This is a genomic window from Paraburkholderia sp. SIMBA_030 (assembly GCF_046535245.1).
Classification (GTDB): Bacteria; Pseudomonadota; Gammaproteobacteria; order Burkholderiales; family Burkholderiaceae; genus Paraburkholderia.
This window is the reverse complement of sequence record NZ_JAWRXB010000019.1, coordinates 135,788-147,304: the sequence shown is the minus strand read 5'-3', so window position 1 is coordinate 147,304 and position 11,517 is coordinate 135,788. Positions and strand designations below refer to the sequence as shown.

The following is an 11,517-nucleotide window of genomic DNA, read 5'->3' as shown; positions in this document are numbered from 1 at the left end:
AGAAGAAGATGGCAGCAGAGACGTTGACAGGCTTGTCGGGCAAGGTCGCGGTAACGAACATCGGCCTGCTGTTATCCGGCGACATCGACCAGCCGATTCTCGACGCGGACACGCTGGTGATCGACGACGGCGTGATCGTCGCGGTCGGCCGCGAACAGGATTGCGACCTCGAAGGCGCGCGCACGACCGTCGATTGCAAAGGCACCACCGTCGCGCCCGGCCTGATCGATTCGCACGTGCATCCGGTGTTCGGCGACTGGACGCCGCGGCAGAATCAGATGGGCTGGATCGAATCGAATCTGAACGGCGGCGTCACCACGATGATCTCCGCCGGTGAGGTGCATTTGCCCGGCCGCCCGAAAGACGTGCTCGGCGTGAAGGCGCTCGCGATCACCGCGCAACGTTCGTTCGAAGGCATGCGCGGCGCGGGCGTCGGCGGCGGCGTGAAGGTGATGGCCGGCGCGCCGGTGATCGAGAAGGGCATGGTCGAGGAAGACTTCAAGGAGCTTTCGGAAGCGGGCGTGAAGCTGCTCGGCGAAGTCGGTCTCGGCAGCGTGAAGGGCGGCGAGGAAGCGGCGCAAATGGTCGCGTGGGCGCGCAAGTATGGAATTCAAAGCACGATTCACACGGGCGGTCCGTCGATTCCGGGCTCGGGCCTGATCGACCGGGATGTGGTGCTTGCCGCGGATGCCGACGTGATCGGCCATATCAACGGCGGCCATACGTCGCTGTCGTATCGGCATGTATGCGATCTGTGCGAGCAATCGAGCCGCGCACTGGAGATCGTTCACAACGGCAACGAGCGGATCGCGTTGCTCACCGCGCGCCATGCAATCGAGTTGAAGTGTCCTCACCGGATCATTCTCGGCACCGATAGTCCCGCGGGTTCAGGCGTGCAACCACTTGGCATTCTGCGGATGATCGCGTTGATCTCGAGCCTCGCCGATGTGCCCGCTGAAATCGCCTTCTGCTTCGCGACCGGCAACACGGCGCGGCAACGCAAGCTGCGGCAAGGTTTGATCGAAGTGGGCCGTCCCGCCGACCTCGTGTTCATGGACCGCGCGCAGCACACGGCCGCCGATACGCTGCTCGAAAGCGTGCAGCTCGGCGATATTCCGGGCGTCGGCATGGTGATGATCGACGGTTTGATCCGCTGCCGCCGCAGCCGCAATACCCCGCCGGCGACCGAAGTGCCGGTGGTGATCTGAACGCGCGCCGCACGGCGTGACTCACTCCTTCATGAACCGCCCGGCGACTCTCACGCTGAAGGTGAACGGCGCGACGCATCTCGTCAGCGCCGCTGCCGACACGCCGCTGCTTTATTTGCTGCGCAACGACCTCGCGCTGAACGGCCCGAAATTCGGTTGCGGCCTCGGCGAATGCGGCGCGTGCACGGTGCTGCTCGACGGCATGCCGACGCGTTCCTGCGTGACGACCGCGAAGGTCGCGTTGGGCCGCGAGATCACCACGCTCGAAGGACTGGGCACGCGTGCCGCACTGCATCCGGTGCAGCAGGCGTTCATCGAGGAACAGGCCGCGCAGTGCGGCTATTGCCTGAACGGCATGATCATGACCGCCAAAGCGCTGCTCGATCGCGATCCGCATCCGAGCGTCGATACGATCCGGCGCGAGTTGTCGCGCAACCTGTGCCGCTGCGGCACGCACGTCGAGATCGTGCGCGCGGTGCAGCGTGCCGCTGAATTGCTGGCTGCGCACACGGCGGCGCAAACGGCGGCGCAAACGGCGGCGCAATCGGTCGCGCAATCGGACGAGCAATCGGTCACGCAAGCAGGAGCGCGGGCATGACCGGGCCAGATTTCAGCATCGATCGCCGGTCCGCGCCGCCTTCGCGGCAACAGCTCGATGACGCGCAGAACGTGCTGATCGTCATGCGGCCGCCGCAAGCGCCGATGAAGCCGGCCATCGGTCAGCCGGGGTCGCGTTCGTCTTTTGTGCCTACTGAGGCGGACATGTTCCTCGTCGTGCGTGACGACGGTAGCGTGGTCGCGTTCAACGGTCATGTCGATCTCGGTACGGGCATCGGCACCGCGCTCGCGCAAATCGTCGCGGAAGAACTGGACGTGCCGTTGACGCGCGTGTCGCTTGTGCTTGGACACACCGGCGAAGTGCCCAATCAGGGGCCGACGATTGCGAGCGCCACGATCCAGATTTCGGCGGTGCCGTTGCGCCAGGCGGCGGCGCAGGCAAGGCAGTTTCTGTTGGCGGAAGCGGCTTCACGCTTGAACGTGAGTGCAGACAGGCTCGACGTGCGAGACGGTGTGGTTTTTCACCGCGACGACGGTGCAGAAAAAGGCATCGCCTACGGCGAATTAATCGCGGGACGACACATCGAACTGACGTTAGCCACCGACGCCCCTTTGAAATCGCCGGACACGTACAGGATCGTCGGTAAGAGTACGCCGCGCGTCGATATTCCCGCCAAGGCTACTGGCGAATTGAGCTTTGTCCACGACCTGCGCGTGCCGGGCATGTTGCATGGCCGGGTGGTGCGGCCACCTTATGCGGGCGTCGCGCAGGGCGATTTCGTGGGCAACAGCTTGCTGCATGTCGATGAGCACTCGCTCAGCGATTTGCCTGGCATCGTCAAGGTGGTGGTGATTCGTGACTTTGTCGGCATCGTGGCCGAGCGCGAGGAAGTCGCGCAGCAGGCGGTGAAGCGGCTGAACGTGCAATGGAAAGCGGTGGAAGCTTTGCCGCCGCTCGAAACCAGCGAAGAAGTGGAGGCTGCGTTACGCGCGAATCCGTCGACGCACCGCGATCTGGTGATCGACGGCGATGTCGACGCAGCGCTCGGTGACGCCGATGCTCGCTCACTGGAGCGGACGTACGTGTGGCCGTTCCAGATGCACGCGTCGATCGGGCCGTCGTGCGCGGTGGCCGACTATCGCGACGGCACGCTGAAGGTCTGGTCGGGCACGCAGAATCCGCATTCGCTGCGCGCCGATCTTGCGTTGCTGATGGCGCTCGACGAAGCCCGCATCGAGATCGTGCGCATGGATGCGGCGGGCTGCTATGGCCGCAATTGCGCGGACGATGTCGCCGCCGACGCCGCGCTATTGTCGCGCGCGGCCGGCGCTCCGGTGCGCGTGCAACTGTCGCGCGAAGACGAGCATGGATGGGAACCGAAGGGCGCTGCGCAATTGATGGACGTGCGCGGCGCTTTAAGTGCTGAAGGCGAGCTTGCAGCGTACGATTTCGCGACACGCTATCCGTCGAACGACGCGCCCACGTTGGCGTTGCTGCTGACCGGGACGATCTCCGCGCAGCCACAGGTGTTCGAAATGGGCGACCGCACGGCCGTGCCGCCGTACGACTACCGCACGATGCGCATCGTCTGCGACGACACGCCGCCGATCGTGCGAGCGTCGTGGTTGCGAGGCGTCTCCGCGTTGCCGAATACGTTCGCGCACGAATCGTTCATTGACGAACTCGCGGCCGAGGCGGGTGTCGATCCGGTCGAATTTCGCCTGAAGCATCTGACCGATCCGCGTGCGATCGAGCTGGTCAAAGCGGTGGCGGAGAGAGCTGGCTGGGAGCCGCGCAACGTCGCGTTGAAAGAAGCGGACGAAGGCGACATCGCGCGCGGCAGAGGCTTTGCCTATGCCCGCTACGTGCACAGCAAATTCCCCGGCTTCGGCGCGGCATGGTCCGCGTGGGTCGCCGATATCGAAGTCAATCGCAACAGCGGCGAACTTGCGGTGACGCGCGTGGTGGTCGGCCAGGACACCGGCACGATGATCAATCCGGACGGCGTGCGCCATCAGATTCACGGCAACGTGATCCAGGCGACCAGCCGCGCGTTGAAGGAGCGCGTGACCTTCGGCGAGAACGCCGTGACGAGCCAGGAGTGGGGCGCGTATCCGATCCTGACGTTCCGTGAAGTGCCGGTCATCGACGTCGTGATGATGCCGCGCCACGGCGAGCCGCCGATGGGCACCGGCGAATCGGCGTCGCTGCCCGGCGCGGCGGCGATTGCCAACGCACTGTACGACGCAACCGGCGTGCGTTTTCGCCGGCCGCCGTTCACACCGGAAACGATTCGCGCCGCGCTCGCCGATGCGCAGGCCGACGAAGCGGCGGCGCGCAAAAAGAAGCGCTGGCGGCTGGGCTTTCTCGGCGCGCTGGCGACTGGCGCGGCCGGCTGGCTCGGTGCGCTGGATTTGACGCCGCAGGCGATTGCGCCGATCACGCCGCCGCTTGCGAGCGCGTTCGCACCGGAGCTGGTCGCGCGCGGCAAACTGCTTGCTTCGCTGGGGAATTGCGCCGTTTGCCATACCGCGCACAACGGTGTGCCGAATGCCGGCGGCAAGCCGCTCGACACACCGTTCGGCACCGTCTACAGCACCAACATCACGCCCGATGGACAGACCGGCATCGGCACGTGGTCGCTGGAAGCGTTCGTGCGCGCGATGCGGCAGGGCATCAGCCGTGACGGACATCATCTGTATCCCGCGTTTCCGTACACGTCGTTCAGGAACACCTCCGACGACGATCTGCAAGCGCTCTATGCGTACCTGATGGCACAAACGCCGGTGCGCTCACGGCCGCCCGAAACGAAGCTGGCGTTTCCGTTTAGCGTGCGTCCGCTGATGACTGCATGGAACGGGCTGTTTCTCGGCCGCAATAGGTTCACCGCCAGCGCGACGCAAAGCGCGCAATGGAATCGTGGCGCCTATCTGGTGAACGGCCTCGGCCATTGCAGCGCGTGCCATACGCCGCGCAACACATTCGGCGCCGAGCAAGCCGGCGCGGCCTTTATGGGTGGCGGCATGGCAGAAGGCTGGGAAGCGCCCGCGTTGACGGCGCTTTCGAATGCGCCCGTCCCTTGGAGCGAGGACGAACTGTTCAGTTATTTGCGCTTCGGTCACGCGCCGCTGCATGGCGTGGCGGCGGGCCCGATGGCGCCGGTCGTCGGCGATCTGGCGGCGCTGCCCGACAGCGACATTCGCGCGATGGCCGCTTATCTGGCGTCGCTCAATCCGCTCGAGCCCAATGCCGATCCGCAGGCGTTGGCGCGTCAGCATGAGCAGGCCAGCGCAATCACAGGCACCGCTTCCGGCCTCGGCGCGCGGCTCTTCGACGGCGCCTGCGCCGCCTGTCATCACACCGGCAGCGGGCCACAGTTGTTCGGTGCGCATCCGTCGCTGGCGCTCAACACGAATCTGCACAGCGCGACGCCCGACAATCTGATCCGCGTGATTCTCGAAGGGATCGGCTCGCCTGCGCGGCCCGAACTCGGTACGATGCCGGCTTACCGCGACAGCTTCAACGACGCCCAGGTGGCCGAACTCGTTTCGTATTTGCGTCAGCAGTTTGCCGGCGGCAAACCCGCATGGCAGGACGTCACGGCGAGCGTCGCCAGAATTCGCGCGACGCCACGGGCCGAATGAATCGCTAAACGCTTCAACGCTTGATAAAAACGACCGGCATTCCCGCCATTCTTTTGATAACGGAGAAACGCATGACCACGCGCGCAGGATGGATCTCTCGCCTCACGGTTTCGCTTTCGGTCTCGACGGCACTGTCGCTGACAGCCTTCGGCGCGAGCGCACAGACGATCAAGATTGGCGAAATCAACAGCTACAAGGCGCAGCCCGCCTTTCTCGGGCCTTACAGGAACGGCTGGAATCTCGCGCTCGAACAGGTGAATGCGGCGGGTGGCGTGCTGGGCAAACAGCTCGAAGTCGTGTCGCGCGACGACAACGGCAATCCGGGGGACACGATCCGCGTCGCGCAGGAATTGATCGCACGCGAGCAGGTACAACTGCTGTTTGGCGGCTTCCTGTCGAACACCGGCCTTGCGCTGACCGATTTCGCGAAGCAAAAGAAGATTTTCTTCCTCGCTGCCGAACCGTTGACCGACAAGATAGTTTGGGCTGACGGCAATAAATACACCTACCGTTTGCGTCCGTCGACGTACATGCAGGTCGCGATGCTGGTGCCTGAAGCCGCGAAGCTGAAAAAGAAGCGTTGGGCGCTCGTGTATCCGAATTACGAGTATGGGCAGTCGGCGGTGGCGACGTTCAAGAAGCTGCTGACGGCCGCGCAGCCTGACGTGCAGTTTGTCGCCGAACAGGCGACGCCGCTCGGTAATGTCGATGCGGGCGCGGTCACGCAGGCGATTGCCGATGCGAAGCCTGATGCGATTTTCAACGTGCTGTTTGGCGCCGATCTTGGGAAGTTTGTCCGGGAGGGCAATACGCGCGGGTTGTTCAAGGACCGGAGTGTGGTGTCGTTGCTGACCGGTGAGCCGGATTATCTTGACCCGTTGGGTGCTGAAGCGCCTAGCGGCTGGATCGTGACTGGCTACCCCTGGTATTCGATCGATACGGCGGCCAACAAGAAGTTTGTCGATGCCTATCAGGCGAAGTACCACGATTATCCGCGACTGGGGTCGGTGGTTGGCTATTCTGCTTTGATGTCGGTTGCTGCCGGTATCAAGAAGGCTGGGTCCACTGATCCTGACAAACTTGCTGCCGCGTTCAAGGGGCTCGGGGTTGAGACGCCCTTCGGGCCGATTACTTATCGGGCGCAGGATAATCAGTCGACTATGGGGGCCTATGTGGGCGTGACGGCCGTCAAGGATGGTAAGGGGGTGATGAGTTCTTACCGGTATATCGATGGCAGTAGTGTGCAGCCTTCCGATGCAGAGGTTAAGAAGTTGCGTGCCGCTGAATAAGGGCTCTTTTGCGCGTCGCGGCAAACAACCAAACCGGGTGCTACGCGCAAAAACCTACTCCTCCGCATCATGCTCAATAACGAACCGTTTTAAATAGGCGAGCACAGCGGCCTCCATCGCCCGATGATCAGCCGTGTTCCTGGACCCGGCATTCTCCTCATCGCCGAACAGCGTGGAAGGCGCATTGTGCACATCCACCTCCTGACCTTCGCGAAACACGCGAATCTCATGAACGTCTTCGGCGTACTCGGCGATCCAGTGCACGCCTTCGATATGCACGCCTGCGCGAACAGTAGGTATCTTCATGGGCGTCTCCACGCGGGTCGGACCACGGCGCCAACCCTCGCTATCACCATACGCCGTCCAGGTGGCGGGCGCGAGCCTTGTCCGGCAATTTCCGGGGGTTTTGCGGCGCCGCGGGCCGCAATCCCGCAATCCCGCAGGCAGCGCTAAAAGCGCAAAAACCCGGCCAGAATGCGCTTCCAGGCAAATCGATAGCAACCCGAACCGCTCCGGCACATGTGTTGCTACACGACCAATGCCAACAGCCAACTGGAGAACTCTCATGCCCGAACGGAAAACCATCAAACGTGCTGAAGCCGACAAGCGTGCCGGCAAAGCACCGAGCACCCAGGCCGGAGAATTCGTCAAGGAACAGGTCGATAAGGTGCGCGCCGGCAAGCACGGTGTCAGATCGGCGAAGCAGGCGATTGCTATCGGCCTCTCAGAGGCGCGCCGCGCGGGCGTCGCCGTGAAGTCGCCGAAGCAGGGCACCGCGAGCGCGGCGACCCGCAAGAAGGCCGACAGGGACAACGCCCTGGGCCAGCATAAGCGCACGGCGAAGAAGAGCAGCGAGTCGACGGCACGGCGCTCGCGCGCCACAACCGCTGCTTTGAAGCGCGAAAGCAGCGCCGGCGCATCGCCCGCTGCCATGTTGAAACAGGCGAAGTCGGCAGCGGCCAAACGTCCGGCAGCCAGCCGTTCTGCAGCGGCGAAGAAGGCGGCTGCGACGAAGGGTGCTGCAGGCCGCTCGGCTGCAGCGAAGAAGGCCGCGCGCACGAGGGCTTCACGCGCGCATCATTAGCACCGCGCGCGTCCGACGGACCACGGCGCGTTCAAGTCAAACCCGGGCCGGGCGCGAGTCAAACCCGGGCCAGGCGCGCCGCGGTCTTTCCTGCGCCTTAATGCACCGTCGCCAGCACGTCGCCCACGGTCTTGAAGATGCGCGCGATCTGCTCTTCGTCGATGATGAGCGGCGGCGAGAACGCGAGGATGTCGCCGGTAAAGCGCACCAGCACGCCCGCTTCGAAGCACTTCACGAACGCTTCGTAAGCCCGCGCGCCCGGCGCGCCGTCGCGCGGTTCCAGTTCCACGCCGGCGATCATGCCGAGATTGCGGATGTCCTTCACATGCTTCGCGCCGCGCAGCGTGTGGGCCGCCGCTTCGAAGCTCGGGGCGAGCGTTGCAGCGCGCTCGAACAGGCCTTCGCGGCGATACAGATCAAGCGTCGCCACCGCCGCCGCAGCCGCGGCCGGGTGCGCCGAATACGTATAACCGTGGAACAGTTCGATCGCGCCTTGCGCGCCGCTGTTGACGATCGTGTCGTGGATCGTGCGGCTCGCCGCCACCGCGCCCATCGGGATCGCGGCGTTGTTGATCGCCTTCGCCATCGTGATCAGGTCAGGCGTCACGCCGAAGTATTCGCTCGCCGTGGCTTTGCCGACGCGGCCGAAACCGGTAATCACTTCGTCGAAAATCAGCAGGATGCCGTGCTTCGTGCAGATCTCGCGCAGCTTCTGCAAATAGCCTTGCGGCGGAATCAGCACGCCCGTTGAGCCCGCCACCGGTTCGACGATCACGGCGGCGATCGTCGATGCATCGTGCAGCGTGACGATGCGTTCGAGTTCGTCGGCGAGATGCGCGCCCCACGCCGGCTGGCCCTTCGAAAACGCGTTGTGTTCGAGGTTGTGCGTGTGCGGCAAATGATCGACCGCCGGTAGCAGCGCGCCCGAGAACGTCTTGCGGTTCGGTGCGATCCCGCCGACCGAAATGCCGCCGAAGCCCACGCCGTGATAGCCGCGCTCGCGGCCGATCAGACGCGTGCGCTGGCCGTCGCCGCGTGCACGGTGGTACGCCAGCGCGATTTTCAGCGCGGTATCGACCGATTCGGAACCGGAATTCGTGAAGAAGATCCGGTCGAGGCCGCCCGGCATCAATTCGGCGACTTTCGACGCCGCTTCGAATGCAAGTGGATGGCCCATCTGGAAAGTCGGTGCAAAGTCGAGCGTCGACAGTTGCCCGGTGATCGCGGCGACGATTTCGTCGCGGCCATGGCCGGCATTCACACACCAGAGACCCGCGCAGCCGTCGAGCACCTCGCGCCCGTCCGTGGTGCGGTAATACATGCCCTTGGCCGATTCCAGCAGGCGCGGCGCAGCCTTGAACTGGCGGTTGGCGGTGAAGGGCATCCAGAAAGACGACAGGTCGTCGATGACGGGGCGCGAAGTCATGGTTTTCTCCTCGAAGTGGTAGCGAAACTGTAGCGTCCGCGGTTTAATGGCGGCATAAACAGTTGCAGCAGTGTGGCGCTAACTGTGTTGGTGAAATTGCGATAACTGTGACGATTGTCTGGATACCGCGGCCGCCTGAACTTAGCCGGCAGACCCGCCTCGCCGGTAGAACCTGATCTGCCGCACAACCCTCCGTCCTTACATGATCGAACTGGAACTTGAGCGCGACCGCCGCGCCGCCCCGACGCTCGTCGAGCAGGTAGTGCAAGGCTTCGCGCGCGCCATCGAGGCGCAATCGCTGCGCGCCGGCGCGCTGTTGCCGTCGGTGCGTCAACTGGCGCAAAGCCATGCATTGAGCACCTTCACGGTCACAGAGGCGTACAACCGTCTGGTTTCGATGGGGCTGGTGGTGGCCCGGCGCGGTTCGGGCTATCGCGTGGCGGCGCGCGCGCCATCCGCGCGAGTCGCGGCGACCGATTGGCAACCGCCAAGCTTGACCGCGACGTGGCTCCTGTCCGACGTATTCGCCGACCATTCGGTGCCGATCAAGGCGGGCGGCGGCTGGCTGCCGAACGAATGGATCAACGAGACCGGTTTGCAGCACGCGCTGCGCGCCATGAGCCGGGTGCCGGCGGCGCGGCTTGGCGATTACGGGCATCCGTACGGCTTCGCGCCGCTGCGCGAGCGGATCGCCGAGCAACTGGACCGGCGCGGCTTGCCGGTCGACGTCTCGAACGTGTTGCTCACGCAGGGCGCCACACAGGGGCTGGATCTGATCGTGCGCACGCTGCTGCGGGCGGGCGATGCCGTGATCGTCGAAGATCCCGGCTACTGCAATCTGCTGCAGATTCTCAAGCTGGCCGGGCTGGTCGTGCATGGCGTGCTGCGCACGCCGGCCGGCGTCGATACGGACGTGCTCGAGGCGCTGGTCGCGCAGCACAAGCCGAAGGCGATTTTCGTCAACACCACGCTGCAGAATCCGACCGGCGCGACCTTCGGCATGTCGGCCGCGTTTCGTCTGTTGCAGATCGCGGAGCGCCAGCGCATGTGGGTGATCGAGGACGACGTCAGCCGTGAACTGGCGCCGCCCGGCGCGCCGCTGTTCGCCGCGATGGAAGGCTTGCAGCGGGTGCTGTACGTCGGCGGTTTTTCGAAGACGGTGACGCCGGGGCTGCGTTGCGGCTACGTGGTCGCCGAGCGCGCGGTGCTGCGCGAGCTGGCGCGCACGAAGATGGCGGTGGGGTTGACGTCGTCGGAAGCGATCGAGCGGATCGTCGACAAGGTGCTGCTCGAAGGGCGCTATGCGCGCCACGTCGAAGCCGTGAACGAGCGGCTCAAGGTGGCGCATGCGACCGTCGAAGAGCGGCTCGACTCGCTCGGGCTCGAAGTGTTTCACCGGCCGCGGGCCGGCTTGTTCCTGTGGGCGCGCCTGCCGATCGAGGCGGAGCGGGCCGGCGAGGTGGCGACGGCCGCGCTCACGCACGGCATCTGGCTTGCACCCGGCTCTTATTTCCGCCCCGACGACGCATCGAGCGCCTGGTTCCGTTTCAACGCGCCGTACTCGACCGACGATGCGTTGTGGCGCTTCATCGAGCGAGTTGGCCAGGATTCAGGGCGGGGCCTGGTTTAGACCGTGCGCTAGCGAATGCCGCCTAGCCGAGCAGCTTCAGCGCGATCGGATACAGCGTCAGCACCAGCAGCAGCGCCATCGCTACGTTGAAGATGCGCAGCCGCTTCGGGTCCGACAGCACGCGTCGCATGGCAGTGCCGAAGCCCGCCCACAGGCAGATACACGGAAAACCGACCACATAAAAAATGATCGCCATCGCCAGTGCGTTGAGGCTGTAGCTCTCGCTGAGGTGAATCGTGGTGGCGGCGGTCAGCACCATCATCCATGCCTTCGGATTCACCCACTGAAAGGCGATGGCTTCGTGAAACTTCATGGGCCGGCGTTCGCCTTTCTTCACCTTTAATTCGCCCGACGTGCCGATTTTCCACGCGAGATACAGCAGGTACGCGACGCTTGCCACTTCGAGCACCGTGTACAGCACCGGGAAGTGCACGAAGGCTTCACCGAGACCGATGCCCACCGACAGCATCAACAGCACGACGCCTGCACTGATGCCCGACACATGCGGCAGCGTGCGGCGAAAGCCGAAGTTGACACCCGAGGCCAGCAGCATGGTGTTGTTCGGACCGGGCGTGATGGTGGTGACGAGCGCGAACAGAATGCCGGCGGGCAACGCGCTGAGGCTGAGGAAAGACATGGGGCGGCTCCGGTGTCGATAGGGCTTTCAGGCATTCTAG

General features: G+C 64.4%; 9 protein-coding genes. 6 read left to right on the top strand and 3 right to left on the bottom strand.

The window, feature by feature from the left end; translation table 11 throughout:
- Nucleotides 1-8: 8 nt before the first annotated feature.
- From SB772_RS29065 to SB772_RS29050, 4 genes are all read left to right on the top strand, one after another.
- Nucleotides 9-1,208: an amidohydrolase family protein gene (locus SB772_RS29065; RefSeq protein ID WP_410836609.1), complete on the top strand. Its 1,200-nt coding sequence runs from the start codon at nucleotides 9-11 to the stop codon at nucleotides 1,206-1,208.
- A 31-nt stretch (nucleotides 1,209-1,239) separates the two neighbouring features.
- Nucleotides 1,240-1,806: a (2Fe-2S)-binding protein gene (locus SB772_RS29060; RefSeq protein ID WP_410836648.1), complete on the top strand. Its 567-nt coding sequence runs from the start codon at nucleotides 1,240-1,242 to the stop codon at nucleotides 1,804-1,806.
- Nucleotides 1,803-5,411 carry a molybdopterin cofactor-binding domain-containing protein gene (locus tag SB772_RS29055; protein ID WP_410836608.1) on the top strand — a complete coding sequence of 1,203 codons (3,609 nt, stop codon included), beginning with the start codon at nucleotides 1,803-1,805 and terminating at the stop codon, nucleotides 5,409-5,411. Before SB772_RS29060 ends, SB772_RS29055 begins: the two co-directional genes overlap by 4 nt.
- Nucleotides 5,412-5,482: 71 nt before the next feature.
- Nucleotides 5,483-6,700 carry an ABC transporter substrate-binding protein gene (locus SB772_RS29050; RefSeq protein WP_410836607.1) on the top strand — a complete coding sequence of 406 codons (1,218 nt, stop codon included), beginning with the start codon at nucleotides 5,483-5,485 and terminating at the stop codon, nucleotides 6,698-6,700.
- A gap of 54 nt (nucleotides 6,701-6,754) precedes the next feature.
- Here the strand turns inward: SB772_RS29050 and SB772_RS29045 are convergent, their stop codons facing one another.
- The gene (locus SB772_RS29045) at nucleotides 6,755-7,006 is read right to left on the bottom strand and encodes a hypothetical protein (protein WP_410836606.1); all 252 of its coding nucleotides are present in this window, start codon (nucleotides 7,004-7,006) and stop codon (nucleotides 6,755-6,757) included.
- A gap of 259 nt (nucleotides 7,007-7,265) precedes the next feature.
- Here SB772_RS29045 and SB772_RS29040 point away from each other — a divergent pair, with 259 nt between their 5' ends.
- Nucleotides 7,266-7,784, top strand: coding sequence for a DUF6496 domain-containing protein (locus tag SB772_RS29040; protein ID WP_410836605.1), 519 nt, complete (start codon nucleotides 7,266-7,268; stop codon nucleotides 7,782-7,784).
- Nucleotides 7,785-7,881: 97 nt separating this feature from the next.
- Here SB772_RS29040 and SB772_RS29035 read toward each other — a convergent pair whose 3' ends face one another.
- Entirely contained in the window at nucleotides 7,882-9,210 is a 1,329-nt protein-coding gene (locus SB772_RS29035; protein WP_410836604.1) for an aspartate aminotransferase family protein, read from the bottom strand.
- 202 nt (nucleotides 9,211-9,412) lie between these two features.
- Between SB772_RS29035 and SB772_RS29030 the strand changes: the two genes are divergently transcribed.
- Nucleotides 9,413-10,840 (top strand): PLP-dependent aminotransferase family protein, encoded by a 1,428-nt coding sequence (locus SB772_RS29030; protein WP_410836603.1) that lies wholly within the window; start codon nucleotides 9,413-9,415, stop codon nucleotides 10,838-10,840.
- Between the two features lie 22 nt (nucleotides 10,841-10,862).
- Here the strand turns inward: SB772_RS29030 and SB772_RS29025 are convergent, their stop codons facing one another.
- Nucleotides 10,863-11,477 (bottom strand): LysE family translocator, encoded by a 615-nt coding sequence (locus tag SB772_RS29025; protein ID WP_410836602.1) that lies wholly within the window; start codon nucleotides 11,475-11,477, stop codon nucleotides 10,863-10,865.
- Nucleotides 11,478-11,517 lie beyond the last annotated feature (40 nt).